Source organism: Arthrobacter sp. Helios, assembly GCF_023167125.1.
Lineage (GTDB): Bacteria > Actinomycetota > Actinomycetes > Actinomycetales > Micrococcaceae > Arthrobacter_B > Arthrobacter_B luteolus.
Map to the genome: position 1 here is coordinate 3,385,136 of NZ_CP095402.1, position 20,514 is coordinate 3,405,649.

At 66.1% G+C, this 20,514-nt stretch carries 21 protein-coding genes and 1 tRNA gene; 10 read left to right on the top strand and 12 right to left on the bottom strand.

The window, feature by feature from the left end; genetic code table 11:
- Positions 1 to 110 precede the first annotated feature (110 nt).
- From pstC to pstB, 3 genes are all read left to right on the top strand, one after another.
- Entirely contained in the window at positions 111 to 1,043 is a 933-nt protein-coding gene (gene pstC, locus ArtHe_RS15480; RefSeq protein WP_066300733.1) for a phosphate ABC transporter permease subunit PstC, read from the top strand.
- Positions 1,043 to 2,143 carry a phosphate ABC transporter permease PstA gene (gene pstA, locus ArtHe_RS15485; RefSeq protein WP_174522139.1) on the top strand — a complete coding sequence of 367 codons (1,101 nt, stop codon included), beginning with the start codon at positions 1,043 to 1,045 and terminating at the stop codon, positions 2,141 to 2,143. The genes pstC and pstA overlap by 1 nt, the downstream gene beginning before the upstream one ends.
- Positions 2,144 to 2,220: 77 nt before the next feature.
- Positions 2,221 to 3,000 (top strand): phosphate ABC transporter ATP-binding protein PstB, encoded by a 780-nt coding sequence (gene pstB, locus ArtHe_RS15490; protein WP_191745254.1) that lies wholly within the window; start codon positions 2,221 to 2,223, stop codon positions 2,998 to 3,000.
- A gap of 85 nt (positions 3,001 to 3,085) precedes the next feature.
- Here the strand turns inward: pstB and ArtHe_RS15495 are convergent, their stop codons facing one another.
- From ArtHe_RS15495 to ArtHe_RS15505, 3 genes are all read right to left on the bottom strand, one after another.
- On the bottom strand, positions 3,086 to 4,096 hold the full coding sequence (locus ArtHe_RS15495) for an inorganic phosphate transporter (RefSeq protein ID WP_248317749.1): 1,011 nt from the start codon (positions 4,094 to 4,096) through the stop codon (positions 3,086 to 3,088).
- A 1-nt stretch (position 4,097) separates the two neighbouring features.
- Entirely contained in the window at positions 4,098 to 4,715 is a 618-nt protein-coding gene (locus tag ArtHe_RS15500) for a nuclease PIN (RefSeq protein WP_248317750.1), read from the bottom strand.
- Between the two features lie 224 nt (positions 4,716 to 4,939).
- Positions 4,940 to 5,584, bottom strand: a complete 645-nt coding sequence (locus ArtHe_RS15505; RefSeq protein ID WP_066300743.1) for a hypothetical protein — start codon at positions 5,582 to 5,584, stop codon at positions 4,940 to 4,942.
- Positions 5,585 to 5,781: 197 nt separating this feature from the next.
- On the opposite strand from ArtHe_RS15505, the gene ArtHe_RS15510 reads away from it, so the two are divergent.
- Positions 5,782 to 5,854, top strand: a tRNA-Lys gene (locus ArtHe_RS15510).
- 78 nt (positions 5,855 to 5,932) lie between these two features.
- On the opposite strand, the gene ArtHe_RS15515 is transcribed toward ArtHe_RS15510, so the two are convergent.
- Positions 5,933 to 6,631: a WYL domain-containing protein gene (locus ArtHe_RS15515; RefSeq protein ID WP_248317752.1), complete on the bottom strand. Its 699-nt coding sequence runs from the start codon at positions 6,629 to 6,631 to the stop codon at positions 5,933 to 5,935.
- 73 nt (positions 6,632 to 6,704) lie between these two features.
- Between ArtHe_RS15515 and ArtHe_RS15520 the strand changes: the two genes are divergently transcribed.
- Positions 6,705 to 7,418: an alpha/beta hydrolase gene (locus ArtHe_RS15520; protein WP_248317753.1), complete on the top strand. Its 714-nt coding sequence runs from the start codon at positions 6,705 to 6,707 to the stop codon at positions 7,416 to 7,418.
- Positions 7,419 to 7,431: 13 nt separating this feature from the next.
- On the opposite strand, the gene ArtHe_RS15525 is transcribed toward ArtHe_RS15520, so the two are convergent.
- The 4 genes from ArtHe_RS15525 to ArtHe_RS15540 all read right to left on the bottom strand — a co-directional run bounded on the left by ArtHe_RS15525 (position 7,432) and on the right by ArtHe_RS15540 (position 11,439).
- Positions 7,432 to 7,746: a metal-sensitive transcriptional regulator gene (locus ArtHe_RS15525; protein ID WP_066300753.1), complete on the bottom strand. Its 315-nt coding sequence runs from the start codon at positions 7,744 to 7,746 to the stop codon at positions 7,432 to 7,434.
- A 28-nt stretch (positions 7,747 to 7,774) separates the two neighbouring features.
- On the bottom strand, positions 7,775 to 9,769 hold the full coding sequence (locus tag ArtHe_RS15530; RefSeq protein WP_248319824.1) for a heavy metal translocating P-type ATPase: 1,995 nt from the start codon (positions 9,767 to 9,769) through the stop codon (positions 7,775 to 7,777).
- A 288-nt stretch (positions 9,770 to 10,057) separates the two neighbouring features.
- Positions 10,058 to 10,354 carry a CDGSH iron-sulfur domain-containing protein gene (locus tag ArtHe_RS17910; RefSeq protein WP_349238362.1) on the bottom strand — a complete coding sequence of 99 codons (297 nt, stop codon included), beginning with the start codon at positions 10,352 to 10,354 and terminating at the stop codon, positions 10,058 to 10,060.
- Positions 10,351 to 11,439 (bottom strand): iron-containing redox enzyme family protein, encoded by a 1,089-nt coding sequence (locus ArtHe_RS15540; RefSeq protein WP_248317754.1) that lies wholly within the window; start codon positions 11,437 to 11,439, stop codon positions 10,351 to 10,353. The genes ArtHe_RS17910 and ArtHe_RS15540 overlap by 4 nt, the downstream gene beginning before the upstream one ends.
- Positions 11,440 to 11,571: 132 nt before the next feature.
- Here ArtHe_RS15540 and ArtHe_RS15545 point away from each other — a divergent pair, with 132 nt between their 5' ends.
- The 3 genes from ArtHe_RS15545 (at position 11,572) to ArtHe_RS15555 (ending at position 13,788) form a co-directional block, all read left to right on the top strand.
- Positions 11,572 to 12,162, top strand: a complete 591-nt coding sequence (locus ArtHe_RS15545; protein WP_248317755.1) for a hypothetical protein — start codon at positions 11,572 to 11,574, stop codon at positions 12,160 to 12,162.
- Positions 12,163 to 12,397: 235 nt separating this feature from the next.
- Positions 12,398 to 13,051 carry a hypothetical protein gene (locus ArtHe_RS15550; RefSeq protein WP_349238363.1) on the top strand — a complete coding sequence of 218 codons (654 nt, stop codon included), beginning with the start codon at positions 12,398 to 12,400 and terminating at the stop codon, positions 13,049 to 13,051.
- Positions 13,048 to 13,788, top strand: coding sequence for a hypothetical protein (locus tag ArtHe_RS15555; protein ID WP_248317757.1), 741 nt, complete (start codon positions 13,048 to 13,050; stop codon positions 13,786 to 13,788). Before ArtHe_RS15550 ends, ArtHe_RS15555 begins: the two co-directional genes overlap by 4 nt.
- A gap of 169 nt (positions 13,789 to 13,957) precedes the next feature.
- On the opposite strand, the gene ArtHe_RS15560 is transcribed toward ArtHe_RS15555, so the two are convergent.
- The 4 genes from ArtHe_RS15560 to ArtHe_RS15575 are packed head-to-tail and all read right to left on the bottom strand — an operon-like array spanning position 13,958 to position 19,261.
- On the bottom strand, positions 13,958 to 14,236 hold the full coding sequence (locus ArtHe_RS15560; RefSeq protein WP_066300769.1) for an HPr family phosphocarrier protein: 279 nt from the start codon (positions 14,234 to 14,236) through the stop codon (positions 13,958 to 13,960).
- A 52-nt stretch (positions 14,237 to 14,288) separates the two neighbouring features.
- A complete protein-coding gene (ptsP, locus tag ArtHe_RS15565) occupies positions 14,289 to 15,983 on the bottom strand; it encodes a phosphoenolpyruvate--protein phosphotransferase (RefSeq protein WP_248317758.1) in 1,695 nt (564 codons plus the stop codon).
- A gap of 33 nt (positions 15,984 to 16,016) precedes the next feature.
- Positions 16,017 to 18,200, bottom strand: coding sequence for a fructose-specific PTS transporter subunit EIIC (locus ArtHe_RS15570; protein WP_248317759.1), 2,184 nt, complete (start codon positions 18,198 to 18,200; stop codon positions 16,017 to 16,019).
- A complete protein-coding gene (locus ArtHe_RS15575; RefSeq protein WP_248317760.1) occupies positions 18,200 to 19,261 on the bottom strand; it encodes a 1-phosphofructokinase family hexose kinase in 1,062 nt (353 codons plus the stop codon). Before ArtHe_RS15575 ends, ArtHe_RS15570 begins: the two co-directional genes overlap by 1 nt.
- A gap of 147 nt (positions 19,262 to 19,408) precedes the next feature.
- Between ArtHe_RS15575 and ArtHe_RS15580 the strand changes: the two genes are divergently transcribed.
- Both ArtHe_RS15580 and ArtHe_RS15585 read left to right on the top strand, forming a co-directional pair.
- Positions 19,409 to 20,056: a phospholipase gene (locus ArtHe_RS15580; protein ID WP_248317761.1), complete on the top strand. Its 648-nt coding sequence runs from the start codon at positions 19,409 to 19,411 to the stop codon at positions 20,054 to 20,056.
- A gap of 149 nt (positions 20,057 to 20,205) precedes the next feature.
- Entirely contained in the window at positions 20,206 to 20,472 is a 267-nt protein-coding gene (locus tag ArtHe_RS15585) for a GlsB/YeaQ/YmgE family stress response membrane protein (protein ID WP_066300776.1), read from the top strand.
- Positions 20,473 to 20,514 lie beyond the last annotated feature (42 nt).

Below are 20,514 nucleotides of genomic sequence, written 5' to 3' on the forward strand. Positions count from 1 at the left end.
CCCGCCAGGGAGCCAGCTTGAAGTTCACCGGCTGACAGTGAAAACTGGCGAGTGCGGTGTCTTGTCCACAGGTGAAGCAAGTTGCCAACAATTGTTCGAAGGGTTGTGCAGTGTCAAGCAAGTCAATACAGGGCGCCGGCGGTGCCGGACGTGCAGGAGACAAGGTCTTCTCCGGCATCACACTGCTGGCGGGTTGCCTGATCCTGACTGTCCTGTTCGCAGTGGCTGCGTTCCTGCTCTGGCAGGCGCTTCCCACCTTCACCGCACCCTCGTCGGAGATCTCGGGCGGCTCAGGCTTCTTCACCTACATCTTCCCGCTGGTCATCGGTACGGTCATCGCGGCCGCGATCGCACTGCTGATCGCCACCCCGGTGGGAATCGGCGTCGCGCTCTTTATCTCGCACTATGCGCCCCGCCGGCTCGCGCAGAGCCTCGGCTACGTCGTAGACCTGCTGGCAGCGATCCCTTCTGTGGTTTACGGCGCCTGGGGCATGACCGTCCTGGCACCGGCCCTCGTGGGGCCGTATAACTGGCTGGCCGAGAACGCCGGCTGGATCCCGCTTTTCGCCGGACCCGCAAGCCAGACCGGCAAGACCATGCTGACCGCCGGCGTCGTGCTGGCCGTTATGGTCTTGCCGATCATCACCTCCCTGACCCGGGAAATTTTCCTGCAGACGCCGAAACTGCATGAGGAAGCCGCCCTGGCCATGGGTGCCACGCGCTGGGAAATGATCCGCATGGCCGTGCTGCCCTTCGCCCGGCCCGGCATCATCAGCGCCGTGATGCTTGGACTCGGCCGCGCCCTGGGCGAGACCATGGCCGTGGCCCTGGTGCTCTCATCCGGCGGGCTGATCGCCAGCCTGATCAGGCCGGGAAACCAGACCATCGCCGCCGAAATTGCCCTGAACTTCCCCGAGGCCTACGGACTGCGGCTGTCTGAGCTGATCGCCGCCGGCCTGGTCCTGTTCGTGATCACCCTGATCGTCAACGTGATTGCCCGCTGGATCATCAGCCGCCACAAAGAATTCTCGGGAGCCAACTGATGATTGAGACCACCCTGACCCGTTCTTCCGCCCTGACCAAGAACAAGCTCCCCGGCTACGCGATGTGGGCCGTGCTGGCCGCGTCGATCGTGCTGGGAGCGGCGCTCTCTGCGCTGCTGGGGTTCCACGTTGCGTCCTTCGCCATTTTTGCCGCGCTTCTTTTCGTGGCCGGCAGCACCATCGTGACCCGGATGGTGGAAGGCAGCCGGCGCGCCACCGACCGGTTTGCCACCAACCTGATCTACGGCGCCTTCATCCTGGCCCTGGTGCCGCTCATCTCGGTCATCTTCACCGTGCTGGTCCGGGGCCTGCCCGGGCTGAGCCCGGACTTCCTGCTGACCTCCATGGGCGGCATGACCGGAACGGTGGATAACAACACTGCCGAGACCGGCGGACCCGTTCTGGGCGGTGCCTACCACGCGATCATGGGCACGCTGCTGATCACGCTGTGGGCCACCATCATCTCCGTGCCGATCGGCCTGCTGACCGCCGTCTACCTGGTGGAGTACAGCCGGGGCGGCCCCCTGGCCCGGGCCATCACCTTCTTCGTCGACGTGATGACCGGCATCCCGTCCATCGTGGCCGGCCTGTTCGCCGCCGCGTTCTTCGGGCTGCTCTTCGGCCCGGGAACCCGCACCGGCTTCGTCGCCGCCGTCGCGCTGTCCGTCCTGATGATCCCCGTGGTGGTGCGTTCCACCGAGGAAATGCTGAAGATCGTTCCCAATGAACTGCGCGAAGCCGCCTACGCCCTGGGTGTGCGGAAGTGGCGGACCATCCTGAAGATCGTGGTTCCCACCGCCATCTCCGGCATCGCCTCCGGCGTCACCCTGGCCATCGCCCGCGTGATCGGCGAAACCGCGCCGCTGCTGGTGACCGCCGGGTTCGTGAACACCATCAACCTGAACGTCTTCGCCGGCTGGATGTCCAGCCTGCCGACGTTTATCTACCGCCAGCTGATGAGCCCCACCTCGCCCACCAACACTGACCCGAGCACCCAGCGCGCCTGGGCTGCGGCGCTGCTGCTGATCGTCATGGTGATGCTGCTGAACCTCGGCGCCCGCCTCGTTGCCCGGATCTTCGCACCCAAGACCGGCCGCTGACCCTCCAGACCCGGCCGCTGCGGCGGCACCGGAGAATCCGCCTGGATGCTCCACCGGAAAAGAACAGAAGGAAACACATGTCCAAGCGAATCGACGTCAAGGGCCTTAACGTCTTCTACGGCGACTTCCTGGCGGTCGAAGACGTCAGCATCAAGATGGAACCGCGTTCCGTAACGGCGTTCATCGGCCCGTCCGGCTGCGGCAAGTCCACCTTCCTGCGCACCCTGAACCGCATGCACGAGGTCCTGCCCGGCGCACGGGTCGAGGGGGAAGTGCTGCTCGACGGCGAGAACCTGTATGGCCCCGGGGTTGACCCCGTGACCGTCCGCAGCCACATCGGCATGGTGTTCCAGCGGCCCAACCCGTTCCCCACCATGTCTATTCGGGACAACGTGCTGGCCGGGGTGAAGCTGAACAACAAGCGGATTTCCAAGTCCGACGCCGACGACCTGGTGGAGAAGTCCCTCACCGGCGCCAACCTGTGGAAGGAAGTCCGGGACCGCCTGGACAAGCCCGGTTCCGGGCTTTCCGGCGGCCAGCAGCAGCGCCTGTGCATCGCGCGTGCGATCGCAGTGTCCCCCGAGGTGATCCTCATGGACGAGCCGTGCTCCGCCCTGGACCCCATTTCCACGCTGGCCATCGAGGACCTGATCGAGGAGCTCAAGAGCGACTACACAGTCGTGATCGTCACGCACAACATGCAGCAGGCCGCCCGCGTCTCGGACAAGACGGCGTTCTTCAACATCGCCGGCACCGGCAAGCCCGGCAAGCTGATCGAGTATGACGACACCACGGTGATCTTCAACAACCCGTCGGTCAAGGCCACCGAGGACTACGTCTCCGGGCGCTTCGGATAAACCACGCACCAACGCACGCGCAGGACCGGACACCACTGGTGTCCGGTCCTGCGGTGTCTGGAGGGCCTTCTGTGGGGCGGGGAGGCTAGAGGAGCGGGCTGAGGGCCAGGAAGAAGATTCCGCCCAGCAGGGCCGCCGCAGGGGCGGTGATCAGCCAGGTGCCCAGGATGTTGCGCAGCGGAATAAAGCGGACGGCGGCAAAGCGGCGGTTTGCTCCGGCGCCGACGATTGCCGCCGTCATGGTCTGGGTACTGGAGAGCGGGATGTGCAGCCACAATCCGCCCAGGAAGAGCATGCCGGTGGCCACAGCCTGGGCGCTCATACCCCGCAGCGGATCGATCCGCACCAGCCGGTAGCCGAGGGTATGGGTGATCCGCCATCCGCCGAACAGCGACCCCGCGGCCAGGGCGGTGCCGGCGAAAACCTGCACGCCCCAGGGAATCTCCCCGCCGGTCGCGTACCCGGCAGCCACGAGGCCCAGTACCAGGACTGCCATGGTGCGCTGTCCGTCCTGCATCCCGTGGCCCAGCGAGAACGCCGCGGAGAGCACTGACTGCGCAATGCGGTTCCCGGCGTCGCCGCGTCGCAGCGAGCTGTACCGCATCAGCCACATCACCGGGTAGACCAGCAGATAGGCCAGCACGAAGGCAAGGACGGGGGAGAGCAGCAGCGGCAGGGCGATCTGGTCCCAGAGCATCCGGAAGGATTCAGCGATGCTGGGTCCGCCTACCAGTGCGGATGCGGCTCCTGAGCCCACAATGCCGCCCACCAGCGCATGCGTTGAGGAAGACGGCATCCGCCGCCACCAGGTCCACAGGCCCCACGCGCAGGCCGAGGCCAGTCCGGCCATCAGGATCCCCAAGCCGCTGCTGCCCGGGGGCAGTTTCACGAACAGATCCGCCAGGACCAGTGCCAGAGCGGTGCTCATCAGCGCGCCCAGCAGGTTGAAAACGCTGGCCAGCACGACGGCGACGCCCGGTGTCAGGGCACGTGTCCGCACTGCCGCGGCAACGGAATTGGAGACGTCGTGGAAGCCGTTGATGAAGGCGTAACAGCCCGCGAAGGCAAACACGGCGACGAGCAGTGCGGTGGTCAACCTACGATTCCCGCACGAGGATGTTGCCGACGTAGGTGCCGACCCGGCGCAGTTCCTTCGACGCCGCTGCCAGCTGGTCGGCCAGGTCCCGGTGGCGGATGTAGGACAGCGCCTTGTGGTCGTTCATCAGCTCGGCGAGCCACATCCGGTGGGTCCGCTCCACGCGCTTGCTCAGGCGCAGCATTTCGATCCAGTAGTCTTCCAGGTCTTCGAGGGAAGCCAGGCTGCGCATCGCGGCCACGGTCAGTTCGGACTGCCGGCCCAGTACTTCGAGCTGTTCGGCGGCACGCCGGGAAACGTGCGTCAGCTTGTAAAGTGAAATGATCTCAGCGGCACTGTCCAGCCGCTCCATAACGGCCAGCAGAATGAGGGAGAGGTCGTAGAGATCCTCGCGGGGCAGTGGATTAATGAAGCTGGTCCGCATCTGCGTCATCAGGGCGAAATGCAGCTCAGTGGTTTCCGCCTCCAGAGTGTGGAGCTCTTCGGCGAGGCGCGGGAACTCCGCGGGTTCGGCTCCCAAAGCCTCGGAGAGCGTAGCGGTGCCTCGGACTGCTTGTACCGCCATGCGGGAAAGAAGGTCCAGGCCGGCGCTTTCCTGCGGGAACAGCCGGAGTTTCATCGGACAGGCCGGGTGCGCTGGGAGCTCATCACACCGGTAAGAATATCCGATGGAGAACATGTGAACGGTGCCGGACCGGGAGCGCCTCTCGGCGGAAGGCCGCTCGAAGCGGCTCTAAGTTGAAGCCCGGGGGTTCCGCGGTCCGACACCAATTTCAGTTTTCTACTCCCTGTCCCCGATGTCAACTGGAGTGTCCACAGGCCTGGAAGCTGCCCGGGATGGGCTTAGTCCAGTTCTCCGCGGCGCCAGGCCTCGGCCGAATACTCCAGGTCCTCGGCGGTTACCACCAGCTGGCGGGCATTCCGGGTGAGTTCGGTGGCACGCGCGCTGTTGCCTGCCTCCGCCGAGTCCGCGTGGTGGGTTTCGCCAAGGGACACGACCCGGCAGAACGCGGCGAACCGTTCCAGTGCGACGTCGAAGTCCCCTTTGAAGGCGCCGGACAGGATGGTGTCCGCCATGGCCCGCACTTCGTCCGCACCCAGGGGTTCGGCCACGCCTGCCACCACCTTGGAGACCTGTGCGGCTTCCTTGCCTGCCGCATACAACGCGGCAACACGTTCCGGGTTCTGCTGGACGGCCGCGCGCAGGGCGTAGAGCCGCCAGAGGGCTCCGGGCAGGGAGCGCGCCGGGCTGGTTGCCCAGATCTCCGCCACGGCTTCGAGCCCCTGCTGGTCTGCCAGTTCCACCAGACGGCGCGTGACCTCGGGATCGTCGCTTTCCCGTCCATGGTGGACCAGGGCCTGGGCCGCCAGATGGGCGGCCTCGGAAACCCGGGCAGGGTCCGCGCCGCCGGGATGGTTGGCGAAGTCCATGGGTGCATAGAGTTTCGGCTTGTGATGGCGGGGGGCTGATGAATCCGGCTCACTCATGTTTTGAGAATACTCCCGCCGGCACAGGGAATCGAGGCGGCTGCCCGCAGCCGGAGCCGGGCCGGAGGGACCGCCGAAAGAGGCATCCCTGGAAGGGCGGAGAAGGTTTCCGCGTTTCCTCGGCGGTGCGATAAAGTGGGAAAGTCAACACGGCAGGTGTGTTCCGTTTTTAGGTCAGCACCTGGTTTTGTTGATGGGGGCCTTTAGCTCAGTTGGTAGAGCATCGGACTTTTAATCCGTGGGTCGTGGGTTCGAGCCCCACAGGGCCCACCCATTGTTGGATGTTCAAGCCTGCGGTGCCCGCAGGTTTGAACATCCTCACTCGCCGGCACCTGACTCGTCGGCACCTCACTCGCCGGCACTGTGCACGGATCTGGCCGCTGCTGGGGGAATACCAATCTCCTGGATGGTGTGGCCGGAACAACTCGTCCTCGTCACGCTGGCCTGCTCAATGCGCGTCACGAGGAACCAGCGCATTTCATTCCGCAGCTGACACCAGCCGATCAGATACCACCGGCCGTTCGTGGACGCGAAAATCACCGGCTCGACGTCGCGGGTGGTCCTTTCCCCGGTCCGCGAGATGTAGCGGATCCGCACAACATATTGATCGGCCATGGCCTCCTCAAGGGCAGATCTGACGGCCCGCGCCGGAGCCGGTTCGCTGTTGACCCAGACACGGCGCGCGAGCTCGTCGGCCTGTTTCCGGGTTCGGGGGTCAAGGACATCCAGGATCTTCCGGATGCCGGCCGAGGCCAGGTCAGCATAGGGGGCATCGGGGGCTGCCGAAACTGCCGCGAGGAGCGCCACGGCCTGGGACGGGGTCAAACTGATAGGCGGGAGATTGGATCGGGCACTCAGACCGTATCCGCCGCCGGGGCCGGGGCGCGACCAGATCGGCGCGCCGCTGTTCTCAAGCGCGTCGAGGTCCCGTTTGATCGTCCGCACCGAAACGCCAAATTCACTTGCCAGCCGGTCCGCCGTGCACCCTCGGGTACCGCTGCGCCGCAGCATCTCCGACAATGCGTGGAGCCGCTCTCCTCTTTTCATGTCTCAACCTCCAGCCAAATCATGCCAGAAATAGTGACAGGCAGCTGTCCAAAAGGCCTGCGAAGATCGTGGCATGACAACCGACACGCAGAGCCCAACCATCCTTCTGATCCCCGGACACTGGCTGGGGGCCTGGGCGTGGGACGACGTCCTGGAACACCTGACTGGCATGGGCAGGCGGGGTGTTCCGATCACCTTGCCGGGCCTCGACGCGACAGACCCGGACAGAGCGTCCAGGACCCTCGGGGATCAAACCGCGGCAATTGAGCAGGCCCTGGCGGGTGAATCCGGCCCGGTGGTCATCGTTGCCCACAGCGGAGCCAATGCCCCGGTGAGCCTCGTACTCGATCGGCACCCCAACCTGATCCGCAGGGTGGTCTGGGTCGACAGCGGCCCGGTCTCCTCCGGCACTGTCTTCGCCCCCGGAGCGGACATGGAAGAGCTTCCGCTGCCGCCCTTCGAAGTGCTCGGACAGCAAGCCAGTCTTGAAGGCCTCAGCGCGGGCGTTCTTGAGCGTTTCCGGACCCGGGCAGTCCCCGAGCCCGGACCCGTGCTGCGCGGGTCAGTGGAACTGAGCAGCGAGGCACGCTTTCAGGTGCCAACCACCATCGTCTGCTGCTCTCTTCCGAGCACACAGATGATGGAGCTGGCCAGCTCCGGCAATCCCATGTTCGCCGAAGTTGCCAGGCTCGGGAACCTGGACCTTATCGACCTGCCGACAGGCCACTGGCCCATGTGGAGCCGTCCCGCGGACCTTGCCGGGGCGATCGCGGCGGCAGCTTCCTAGATCATCTGCTGGATCAGGACTTCACCAGACGGGCAATGGCGTCGGAGGCTTCCTTGATCTTCTCGTCAGCTTCGGGACCGCCGGCCTTGGCCGCGTTGACGACGCAGTGCTTGAGGTGGTCGTCGAGCAGGGCCAGGGCAACGTTCTCCAGGGCCGAGGTCAGGGCGCTGATCTGCGTGAGGATGTCGATGCAGTAGGTGTCCTCATCCACCATGCGGTGGATGCCGCGGGCCTGCCCTTCGATCCGCTTGAGACGGGCGAGGTAGCGGTCTTTGTCGCTGATGTAGCCGTGTGCGGTTCCGCTGGACGGCTTGGTGCTGGTAGCCATTGTGGTGCTCCTGATTCGGGGGTGCTGGTTAGTCGGAGGTGGTGTGCTGGGCGGTGGCGTGCTGTGTGGTGCTGCTGCCGCCGAAGCGGGCCGCGCTGGCAGCCGGCGACAGGTCCAGGCGCCGGAGCAGCTGGGCGTTGAGGGCGACGACGACGGTGGAGGCGGACATGAGTAATGCGCCGATGCTCATGGGCAGCACGAACCCTACCGGTGCCAGGACGCCCGCGGCCAGCGGGACGGAAATGAGGTTGTAACCGGCGGCCCACCACAGGTTCTGCTTCATCTTCCGGTAGCTGGCCCGGGAGAGGTCGATGACTGAGAGTACCGAGCGCGGGTCGGAACTGGCCAGGATCACGCCGGCGGAGCCGATGGCGACGTCGGTGCCGGCGCCAATGGCGATACCTACATCAGCCTGGGCGAGGGCAGGAGCGTCGTTGACGCCGTCGCCGACCATGGCGACCTTCCTTCCTTCTGCCTGGAGCTCGGCGACCTTCGCCGCTTTGTCTTCGGGGCGGACGCCCGCGAAGACCCTGTCGATCCCCAGCTCCCTGGCCACGGTCCCCGCGACGGCCTGGGCATCGCCGGTGATCATCACCACCTGCGCGCCGGCGGCGTGCAGTGCGTCCACTGCCTGCCGGGACTCGGGGCGGATCTTGTCGGCCAGCCGCAGGGCGCCGATGACGCTGCCGCCTTCGAGGACGTGCAGGATGATGGCGCCTTCAGTCCGCCAGGTATCGGCGATGGACAGTTCGGCAGTGCCGTGTTCCTCGAGCAGGTAAGGCCCGCCAACCTCCACCACCGTGCTTCCGCCCGGGCCGGCGACGGTGGCCTTAACCCCGACTGCCGGAGAGGAGGAAAAATCCGACGCCTTGGCGACGCGCAGTCCGCGGGCATGCGCCGCGCCGGTGACGGCCCTGGCCAGGGGGTGTTCACTGTCCGCTTCGGCAGCGGCAGCCAGCGCGAGGACTTCGTCCTCCGTGTGGCCGTCAACCGGTTCGACGGCGGTGACGGTGGGTTCGCCCTTGGTCAGGGTTCCCGTCTTGTCGAACAGCACAGCATCCACGGAACGCATGGACTCCAGGGCCAGGCGGTCCTTGATCAGCACACCGCCGCGGGCTGCGCGTTCGGTTGCGATCGAGACCACCAGCGGGATCGCCAGGCCCAGGGCATGGGGGCAGGCGATGACCAGGACGGTGATGGTGCGGACCACGGCGTCGTCAGGCAGTCCAAGCAGCGACCAGACGACGGCGGTGATGGCCGCGGAACCGAGGGCGAACCAGAACAGCCAGGCTGCTGCCCTGTCAGCAATCCGCTGGGCGCGTGAGGAAGAGGCCTGGGCATCCGCGACGAGTTTCTGGATGCCGGCCAGGGCTGTATCGTCCCCGATTGCCGTGACTTCCACCCGCAGGCCCGAATCGGTCGCGACGGTGCCGGCGACCACGGCATCGCCGCGTCCGCGGCGGACGGTCCGGGACTCGCCGGTGACCATGGACTCATCCATGCTGGCAGAGCCGTCAACGATTTTTCCGTCAGCAGGTACGGAGGAGCCGGGGCGGACGATAACGACGTCTCCCACCGCCAGATCCGCGGGTGAGACCTTGACGACCTCGTCCCCGTCAACCTTCTCGGCTTCGTCGGGCAGCAGCGCCGCGAGCGAATCCAGGGCCGACGTGGTCTGGGCGAGGGAACGCATCTCGATCCAGTGGCCCAGCAGCATGATCACGACCAGCAGTGCCAGCTCCCACCAGAAGTTCAGCTGAGCATCGAGCAGGCCCAGGCTGGCACCCCAGGAGGCGATGAACGCGACCGTGATGGCCAGTCCGATCAGCAGCATCATCCCGGGTTTGCGCGAACGCACCTCCGATACAGCCCCGGTGAGGAATGGCTGTCCGCCCCAGAAGTACATCACAGTGCCCAGGACGGGGGAGACCCACCAGACCCACGCAGCATCCGGCAGGTGATAGCCGATGAGGTGGGCGAACATGTCATTGAACCCCACCACGGGAACGGCGAGGATGAGCATGATCCAGAACAGCCGCCGGAACTGCCCAACATGGTCTCCGTGTCCGTGCCCGCCGTGCCCGTGATCACCGTGGCCAGCCTGAGCGTGGCCCTCATGGCCCACCTGTGCGGCTGCGGTGTGGCCGTTATGGTCCACCGCTGCCTGGCTGCTGTGAATGGCGTGGGGATCAGGTGCGGCCGACGGATCAGGATGGGGCTGGCGTTCGTGACTGCTCATGAACCTAGCCTATACCCCCTATGGGTATAAAACCAGTGTTCGGAAGCCCTGCAGCTTCCTGCTCCAGACCGCCTAGTCCGTGGCGGAGCCGTGCTTCAGCAGTTTGTGCGTTCCGTCGCACCAGGGTTTGATTTTGGACCCGGCGCAGCGGCACAGCGCCACTGTTTCCCGGTTCTTGGGAACCAGGTTGCCCTCGGCGTCGAACACCTCAAAGTCGCCGCGCACCAGCAGGGGGCCGCCGGGGCAAGCCATGACTGACACTGGTGCAGGGTTGCCGGCAGTGCCCTCCCGGCCCGCCGTGGTGGCGGAAACGCTCACGCCGGTGGCTTCGACCAGTGCCACGGGTTTCCCGGCAGGGGTGCTGCTCATGGTGAGACCCCGGCCGCTGCGGCATCGGCGGCCAGGGCGGCGGTAGCAGGGTGCAGAGCGGGGGCAGCTGTACGGAGCGCCGACCCGTTGTCCTTCCATGCCGCCAGCTGAAACTCGCCCTGGAGTGCGTCAAGGGTCAGGACGGCTGCCGCCCCGAAAAGGATGTCCGGAAGAAGCTCCGGTTCGGCTTCGGCGAGGCCGCCGGCAAGGTCCCGTGCGGCAATCTGCTCATGGACGGCGTCCGCTTCGACATGCTCGTCAAAGTAGAAGGTGACGTCGGGTCCGAATCCCGCACGGCGGAAACCCTTGGCGTAAAAGGAGTTCGGGATGGAGGAAGTCATCTCAAAGGCTGCCAGGTGCCCGGCGATGCTGCCGCGCAGCCGGCGGTTCAATCCGAACAGGGACATGGTGTTGGAGGAAGCGAGCACCAGCGCTGGAATCCGGTCCAGGTAGTAGCCATAACGGGTATCCAGCCCCAGGCCCGCCATGGTGCGGGCGAACAGGTGCGAATGCATCCGCTCCGGACGCCCCCCGCCGTACTCATCGGCCTGGATTTCCACCAGGGCAGCCTTGGCCCGCCCGACCGGAAGGCGGGGAATGGCCCAGCTATGGGGATCAGCTTCGCGCAGCTGGTAGACGGAGCGCAGAATCAGGAACTCACGCAGCTGCTCCTCGGTGGCAGAGCGGGCAATGAACCGGGACACGGAGGGGCCGTCGTCCTCCGCGGCCAGTCCGAACAGGGTCTGGGCCACCGCTTCAGCGTCCGGTTCCGGCGCCTCCGGTGCCGGAACGATGTTCCGCAGGGCGGCCTCGAAAGCCGCTTCCAGGGTGCGCCGCAGCCGGATCAGTTCAGGTTCCCACTCCATCGCGGGGTCCACACCCTCGAGCCCGCTGTAGTGGAGTTCGTAGAGGCAGAAGAGCGCCAGCTGAATATCGTCGTCGCGAAGCAGATCACTGGAAGCGGCAAGGGCGCTTTCCCCTGCGGCTGTTAGCCGGCCGAGTGTTTCAGGCGCGGCATCGGCTCCGGCCAGCAGGGCATCCAGAAGCGCGGAGGTCAATGCTCCGCGGGGAGCAGGTAGCAACATGTCGTTCCTTAGGTGTGAGGCGTCATGCAATGCTGGAGGTCCAGGGGTGGCAACTCCGGAGATAAGCATACTTGGTATTTAGGGACGATCCCGAACCCTGCCAGTGCCGGCAGGGACAGGAAAGGGGGCGTTATGCCCGGCGTGGACGGCAGTCTCCTGGCAGCGATTCCTGCAATCCTGCTGGCGGCTGCGGCAGTTCTCTTCACTGCGCCCGCACTGGATGCAGCGCTGCGCCGGGAAGACGGCGAACGCCTGTTCTGGGTGGGTTTCACCGGGCTGCTGACCGGAATCCTGGCGGTGGCCTGGGCTGGACTGGCGGGCACCGGCGCTGCCGCCGTCACCGGACTGGTCCTGGTGGCGGGATCCGCCGCAGCATCGATCTGGCTGCGGCGCCGGCACCGGGCCAGGAAGCTGGCACGCGCAGAGCGGATCTGGGCCAAACGCCTCCATGGCCTGGATCTGCGGCGGGAAGCAGTCCTGCGGGAGTGGAGTTCCTATGAACTCGACCCCTGGAAAGGCGTGGAATACCCGGGGCTGGGGGATGTGCGGGAAGCGGAAACGAGCCGGCTCGCACGGGCGTCCCGGGATGCCCTCACGGCGCAGGAAGCCGCGCAGTCCCCGTCGCGGGAACCTGCTGCGCTGGGCACGTATGCCGCCGCCGTCGACCGTCTGGAAGAAGCCTGGGAAGCTGCCCGCCATGCCGCGCGGCGGCGGGCAGGATGAGTTTTTGGTCTTTCCCGGAACCGCTGGCGGGCCGGGTGTAAAGCCGGCTGTTAATTGGAGCTGGCTCCCGCCTCTGCATATGGGGGGAACACAGAGGGGGGAGCCAGTTCCAGAAGTATACTAACTGGTAACCGGAGAATCCAATCGAGGAGGCGCAATGGCGGTAGCCGCCAAGGCATTCCAACATTGGCGCTCAACCATAGCCCCCGACGAGTCCACGACGGACCTGTGTCGAATGACCGGAATCAAGCGGTCAACACTCGCCCAGCAGTTGGTGCGGAACAAGGTTTCCATGGCCACGGTCATTCGGGTGGCCCGCGCCTACGGGCAGGATCCCGTCGCCGCGCTCTCCTCCTTCGCAGAGTTCGCGGGCCTGGATGAGGGCAGGCGGGAGCCCACTCAAGCTGAACTCATCAGCCAGGTGTCCTACCCGTGCATCCTCAAGGCCCTCTTGGACCGGGCCACCGCGGCCAAGGGTGGGAAGGTCCCCGAGCCGGAATTGTGCACCTATCCGGATACCGCCTCCGTGCGGCAGTGGTTCGATGCCGTTGATCCGGGCGACCTTCGCCAGCAGCTGTCTGCAGCCACCGGGACCGCGCCCCAGAACATTTCCGCGCAGCTGACCGCGGGACGCCTGGCACCGGATCTTGCCATCGCCGCAGCCCGGCTTGCCGGAGTGTCCCTCACCAGTGGGCTGGTAGTAACCGGTGTGCTGCACCCTGAAGAGGGAGGGTGGCCGCCCAAGGGCCGCGAGAAGGCCATCGCGGAACTTTCCGACGTCGACCTGGTCACGCTGGCACGGGACCGCCTCGATGCGCTGTCGAAGGTGCTGCGCAAGCGGGAGCAGGATGCAAAGTTCGATCAGGCACTTTTGGAGAATTTGGGATGACCGTGGACGTTGCCATCCAGTTGACGGCGCTGGGGCTTAGTTCGCTTTTTGCGCTGCTTCGGCTGCCGGGGGCGCTGCAGGGCAGGAACCGCGGAATGTTTGCCTGCATGGTGCTGATTGCGCTCGCCATGGCACTGAGCCTTCCGGGATTCTACGACCCGGTTGATGCCCTGCTGGGCGGCCGCAACCTTGCCAACCTGGCACTACGACTGGCCCTGTATGCGGTCTTCGTCATTCTGGGCGTGAAAGCCGCGGCGGCCTTTGGTGCCCGATGGTCAAGGAAACTGATCATCGGACCCGTAGGACTGGCGGTGCTGGGCCTGACAGTCGGGTTGACCGTGTACCTCTTCGCGGCCAGTGAGCTGCCGGTGTCCTCTGCGGGTCTGTGGGCCTATGCCGACCAGCAAACGGTCCGGTGGTATGCCTCTGTCGGCCGGCTCTATCCCGGGTATGTAGCCGCGTGCGTCTGCATTCCAGCGCTCGCGGCCGCCGCCAATCCGCGGCTCAGCGTCCTCCACAGGACGGGCGCGGGGTTCGTCGGGGTTGGGCTGGCTGTCGTCTTTGTTTTCAGCGTCCTGATCGAACTGTTCGTCATCGGCGTGTTCGGGTTGGTCCTGCCGTTTTCCGCCGTCATCCTGGTGACGTTGGGGCTGACGATTATGTGGGTCTCACATGCCCGCCAGCGCCGGCGGCCGCCCCAGAACCTCTTGGCGGAAAGTTACCGAAACGTGAGTTGAATTTCACAGAATCTGTTCACAACTTCATGACCCTGTGCCAGACTAATGAATATGTAACGTCCGCTGCCTGTGGGGGGTCAGCGTGAAGTTACTACCGAAGCCAGCGGCCCCGTGCCGCTGGCTTCGTTGTTTGTCCGGTCAGCCGCGGTTGGCGGCGGACTTCCCGCCGTTACTCGGCGTCCAGATCCGTCTCCAGGACCTTGACCAATTCATCCAGGGCAGCATCCGCGCCTTCCCCCTCAGCGCGCAGGACAACGACGTCGCCGTGCGAGGCGCCCAAGCTCATCAGGGCCAGCATGCTCGTGGCATCCATAGCGTCTTCTGCAGGGTCCCCCTCCATTCCGATCGTCACCTCCACCGGCTGCGCCGCGGCGGCTTCCGCGAAGAGGGAAGCCGGGCGGGCATGCAGCCCAACGCGGCTGGCTATGGTTGCAGAACGTTCTGGCATGGGAGGTTCCTTCCGGTTGGGTTGCCTGTGGTGTCTGCTGCCGGGGCTGCGGCTACAGTCCGAGTTTGTCGAGGATGGGCAGTTTGGTACGGACCTGGGTCCTGGCTTCTGCAGCAGTCTGGGAGGAGAGTGCCACGCGGGCAAGTTCCTGGGCCTGGGCCAGCGTCACTGACGCCAGTACCGCTCCGACGGTGGACAACGCGCGCGGTGTCATGGAGAGCGTGTTGACGCCCAGGCCGGCCAGGACGACGGCGAGGGCGGGGTCCGCTGCCGCCTCGCCGCAGACCCCAACGTTCCGGGGCCGGCTGTCTGCTGCGCCCGCCTGTGCGGCGCCGTCCACCGTCATGCCGATGAGCTGCAGGACAGCCGGCTGCCAGGGATCGTTGAGCGTGGCCAGGGTGCCGAGCTGCCGGTCGGCAGCCATGGCGTACTGCGTCAGGTCATTGGTGCCCAGGGAAGCGAACTTCACCTTGGACAGCACAGCCTGGGATTTGATCGCCGCGGCCGGAACCTCGATCATCACGCCCGCGGTGGCGAGCCCGGCGCCGGCACACATCACCGCGAAATCGCTGGCCTCATCGGCGGTGGAGATCATTGGCGCCATGACCCACACATCGGCATCGTGTGCCCCGGCGGCAGCAGCAATGGCCTCGAGCTGCCGGGCGAGGACCCCGGGAGAGGAACGGTCGGTGCGGAATCCACGGACCCCCAGCGCAGGGTTGGGTTCGGTGGCGTCGGTCAGGAACGGCAGGGGTTTGTCCGCACCGGCATCCAGGGTCCGGATCACGACTTTCTTGCCCGGGAAAGCCGCAAACACATCCCCGTAGGCGGCAACCTGTTCCTCCAGGCTGGGCTCGGTATCACGTCCGAGGAAACAGAACTCGGTCCGCAGCAGCCCGACGCCCTCGGCTCCGGCGGTGGCGGCAGCAGCCGCGTCCTTGCCCGATCCCACGTTGGCCAGCAGCGGCACCCGGTGGCCGTCCGACGTCGTTCCGATGCCGTTGAAGGCCGGAAGCGACGCCCGGGAAGCGTATTTCTGTGCCGCGTCCCGTTCTTGTGGACCGGGGTCCACAACCACGCTCCCGCCAGCTCCATCGAGGTAGATCTCAGCGCCGTCGGGAATCGAGTCGGCGCCCACGGCCCCCACGACCGCGGGCAGGCCCAGGGAGCGGGCCAGGATCGCGGTGTGGGACTGCGGGCCGCCGCCGCTGGTCACCAGCCCGATGACCAGGGAGGGGTCCAATGTGGCGGTGTCCGCCGGAGCAAGTTCCTCGGCAGTAAGGATGAATGGAACCTCCGACGCCGGGATCCCGGGAGCGGGCAGCCCGTCCAGCTGCGCCACGATGCGCGCCCGGACATCCAGAACGTCCTGGGTTCGTTCGGCCATATAACCGCCCAGGCTCTGGAGCATGGCTGCGACTTCCAGCCCGGCCTCCCAGACGGCGCGGTCGGCGGCCATGCCGTTGTTGATGTGTTTGCCGGCGGCCTTCAGCAGCATCGGGTCCGTCGCCATCATCGCGGTCGCGTCAAGGACCGCCTTGGCGTCGCCGGAGGCCGCGGCGGAGCGCCGCTTGAGATCCTCCCGCACGTTCTCCGCGGCGTCCTTCAGGCGTTCCTTTTCCGCGTCCACGGAACTGCCGGGACCAAACCTTGACTCGGCGTCGGGCTCCGGAACGGGCGGGGGCATCCGCAGCGACGGGCCGAGGACCCGGCCCGGGCTGACGCCGATTCCCTTGATGGTGCGCATTTCTGTACCTCTCTGTGGACTCGTCTCAGGTCCCTAGGCGACAACGGGTTCTTCGGTCATCTTCGGGGCGGTGAGGCGCTTAAGGCCGACCAGCACCAATGCCGTGACGACCATCCCGGCGATGATGGCCACAAGGAACATAAAGAAGTTCCCAATCGCGAAGAACACGAAAAGCCCGCCATGCGGCGCCTGCGACGTTACGCCGGCTGCCATGCAGATACCACCGGCCACCGCCCCGCCGAGCATTGTGGAGGGAATAACCCGCAGCGGATCCGAGGCGGCGAAGGGAATGGCGCCTTCGGAAATGAATGCCGCTCCCAGTACCCAGGCGGCCTTGCCATTCTCCCGCAGGGCCATGGTGAACTGGCTCTTGTCCAGCACCGTGGCCAGCGCCATACCCAGCGGCGGGACCATGCCGGCAGCCATCACGGCAGCCATAATCTCCCAGGGGGCCTGGTTCTCAAACGAGGCTTCGCCGAGTCCGGCGACCGCAAAGGCATAGGCAACCTTGTTGATGGGACCGCCGAGGTCCGCGCCCATCATCAAGCCCAGGATCGCGCCCAGGCCGATGGCCGCCACACCGGTGAGCCCGGACAGCCAGTTGTTCAGGGCAAGCGTGAGTGCAGCGATGGGGCCGCCCAGGACGAGCAGGAGCAGCCCGGAGGCTATCAGCGAACCCAGCAGGGGGATGATCACCACGGGCATCAGGCCGCGCAGCCAGGTTGGAACCTTCCAGCGGCCCACCCACATGGCCACATAACCGGCGAGCAGGCCGCCCGCGATGCCGCCGAGGAAGCCCGCGTCCATAAACAGGGCGACGGCGCCGGCGGTAAAGCCCGGTGCGATTCCGGGCCGGTCCGCGAGGGCATAGGCGATGTATCCGGCCAGCGCCGGAACCAGGAAACCCAGCGAGATGGTGCCGATTTTCCAGAAGACGGCCCCCAGATAGGCCCACAGTCCTTCGGGCGGGAGGTTGAACAGGCCGGAGCCGGCCAGCAGGTTGTCGCCGTTGGCTACCCCGGCCTCGTCCGACAGGGCGAGTTCGTATCCGCCGAGCAGGAAGCCCAACGCGATGAGGAGGCCGCCGCCGGCCACGAAGGGAATCATGTAGCTGACGCCGGTGAGCAGGGCACGCTTGAGCTGCCCGCCGAAATTCTCGCCGCCGGAGGCTGCACGTTCCTCGCCGCCGCCTCCTCCGCCTGCGACCTTCCGGGAGTTCGGATCCTTCGCCGCGGCCAGGGCCTCGTCGATCATCACCCCGGGCTCGTCGATGCCGCGCTTGACCGGGCCGCTGACCACCGGCTTGCCGGCAAAGCGGCCCTTATCCCGGACATCAACGTCGACCGCAAAAATCACGGCGTCGGCGTTCTTGATGATTTCCGGATCCAGGGGGGTGGCCCCGGCCGACCCCTGGGTTTCCACCTGCAGGTCAATGCCGCGTTCCGCAGCGGCTGCAGCCAGGGAATCCGCCGCCATATAGGTGTGGGCAATTCCGGTGGGGCAGGCGGTCACCGCCACGAGCCGGTGCGGCGTAGCCCCGGACTGGGCCTCATGTCCCTCGTCTGTCGCAGCCGCTCCGGTGCCGCCCTCCGGACCTGAGGTTCCCCGCGTGCCGGCTGCGCCAGTCCCGGCCGCCGCGCCAGCTCCCTCGGCTGCACCCGCTCCGGCGGCGGCGCCTGCTCCCGCTGAGGCAGGGCTCCCGGCCTGGTGGGCGCCGGCAGAACCGGGTTCACCAGCTCCCGCGGTATCCGGTCCCGGTGCAGGCCCCAGCCCGAGGGCGCCGTCAACGAGTTCCACAACTGCCTGCGGCGTTTCCGCGCTGCGCAGGGCAGCGGTGAAATCCTTCTTGATCAGGGACCGCGCCAGCTTTGCCAGCAGCTGCAGGTGTTCCTGGTCTGCGCCTTCCGGTGCCGCGATGAAGAAGACGATGTCCGCCGGCCCGTCCTTCGCGCCCCAATCCACGGGGGGCTGCAGCCGCGCCATGGCCAGGCTGGCCTGAGTCACGGCCGCGGAACGGCAGTGCGGAATGGCGATGCCGCCCGGGACGCCGGTTGCCGTCTTTTGCTCCCGGGCCATGGCGTCGGCATACAGTTCATCGAAACCCGTGGCGCGTCCGGCAGCGACCACCTTTTCTGCAAGGTAGCGGATGACCTGGTCCCGTGAACTGCCAAGATTCTGGTCCAGGGTCACCAGGTCCGGTGTAATAAGGTCTGACATCAGGATTGCTCCTTAGATGAGGTTGGGGCAGGTCCGCGCCTGGTGCTGGAAGCAGGAACCGGCCGCAGTTCCACCGGCGTGACAGTGACCTCTTCCGGGTGGGTTTCGTCCAGCGAAGGCACAGTGGTGCCAGGCAGCGACGCAGCAGCCGCGCCGTGTGCCACTGCCTGCCGAAGACAGTCCTGCGGCGGTTTTCCGGCAGATTCGGCCAGCAGATAACCGGCCAGGGAGGAGTCACCGGCGCCGACCGTGGACCGTGCCGTGACCGGCGGGCGGGTAGCCAGCCAGGCACCGCCGGACGTCACCAGGAGCGCGCCCCTGGCGCCGAGGGTGGCCAGGACGGTCTGCACGCCCCGCTCGATCAGCGTCAGCGCCGCGCCGGCAGCGAGGGAAGGATCGGCCTCAAGCTCATCGCCCGTGGCGATGCCGGTGACCTCCGCCAGTTCTTCACCGTTGGGCTTCAGGAGATTGGGTGCCGCACCATGCAGCAGTGCACCCAGGAGGGGCGGCCCGGAGGAGTCGATGGCGAGGGCGGGGGTGTTGTGTTGGAAGCGCCGCCGCACGGCATCGGCGGCTACAGCGTAGAAATCGGGTGGAACACCGGGTGGCAGTGACCCGGCCAGTACCAGCCATCGGGCCGGCTCGCCTTCGTCCGGTCCGGTGCACGCCTCCAGGGTCAGGGCCAGCAGGTTTTCCTGGATCGCCGTGCCGAGCTCCGGTCCGGGCAAATTGACCTTGGTGGTGGTTCCATCCGGTTCCGTGAACGTGAGATTCGCGCGCAGGGCGGCTCCGATGGGCAGGTTCCGGTGCTTGATGCCCGCAGCCCGCAGGCCTGCCATCACGGGATCCTCGTTATCCCCGGGGAGCACGGCCACACAGTCCGAGCCGGAGGCATTGAGTGCCCGGCAGACGTTCACGCCCTTCCCGCCGGGTTCTTCATGGACTCCCACAGCCCGCTGGACAGCCCCGCGGGCCAGGACTCCGGAGAGTTCCACGGTCCGGTCCAGACTGGGGTTGGCGGTTAGCGTCACTATGGCGCCCCGGTTTGTCCCTGAGTACATGAGCCCCCGCTATCAGCAGCCGCGGCGCACATCTATGCGCTGACTGAAACTGTAGATTCCTGCCATGCCCAGCACAATGGTCGGCAGCTGGCCCGGCGAACGCGGGGGCAAACGCGCCCGGGCACGCTCCGGCCCTACTCTGGAGGGATGCATCACCTCATCTGGTCCGCACCTGCGGCCGAGCGTCCAGGCACACATCTCCTGGTGATGCTTCACGGTTACGGCTCGGATGAAACCGCGATGCAGCCGCTCTTCCCCCCTCCCTCCCGCCCGGGATCACCGGGGTGGCCGCGGGGCAGATTTCACGTTGGAGGGAGTTTTGGCTGGTTCCTGCTGGACCCGATGCTGGACTCCGACGCGGCGGAGGTTCTCCAGGCAGGCTCGGAGCTGCTGGCCACGATCTCCACACTTGAGCAGCAGGGCAGCTTCACGGGGGTATCACTCCTCGGGTTTTCCCAGGGCATGGCGCTCGCCGTCACTGCGCTGCGGCTGCGTCCGGCCGCGTTCACCAGTGCCGTCGGGCTCTCCGGATTCGTGGTGGACAGCGAACTGCTGGCCATGGCGGAGCCCCTGACGCCCCGGGTGCCGTTTTTCTGGGGCCGGGACCGCGCCGACTGGGTAATCCATCCAGAGGCCATCGCGGCAGCCGGCAGATGGCTGGAAGTCAACACCCTGCTGACCGCCAGGACATACCCGGGAATGGGGCACCGGATCGAATCGGACGAAATGCGGGACATAGCTGTCTTCCTGCGCCGTTTCGCCTTGGCGCCGCAGAAAAATAAGGTCACTGATTAAGGCTCTGACTAGGCATGATACAAAAAATAGGGATAAATTTACGCGAAACCGGCTTCGCATAAGCATGCTTATGAAGTAGGCTTATGGAAAGCGTGGCCCACAGGCCATGTTGACTTTCACCAGTCACTCACACAGCGAGGAGTATTCACATGGGTATCATTGCTTTCCTTATTCTGGGACTCATTGCAGGTGCTATTGCGAAGGCTCTGCTTCCGGGACGCCAGGGCGGCGGATGGGTTATCACCCTCGTTCTCGGTGTTGTAGGTGCCCTTCTGGGCGGTTTCATCGGCAACGCCATCTTCAATGTTGGCCTTGAGAACTTCTGGTCGCTCCAGACCTGGATCGTGGCCATTCTTGGCTCGATCGTCGTCCTGCTGGTTTACGGCATGATCACCAAGCGTGGTGCCCGGGCCTAGCCAGGCCAGGGCGCGGGACTTACCCGCAGCCAGCGAACGGGT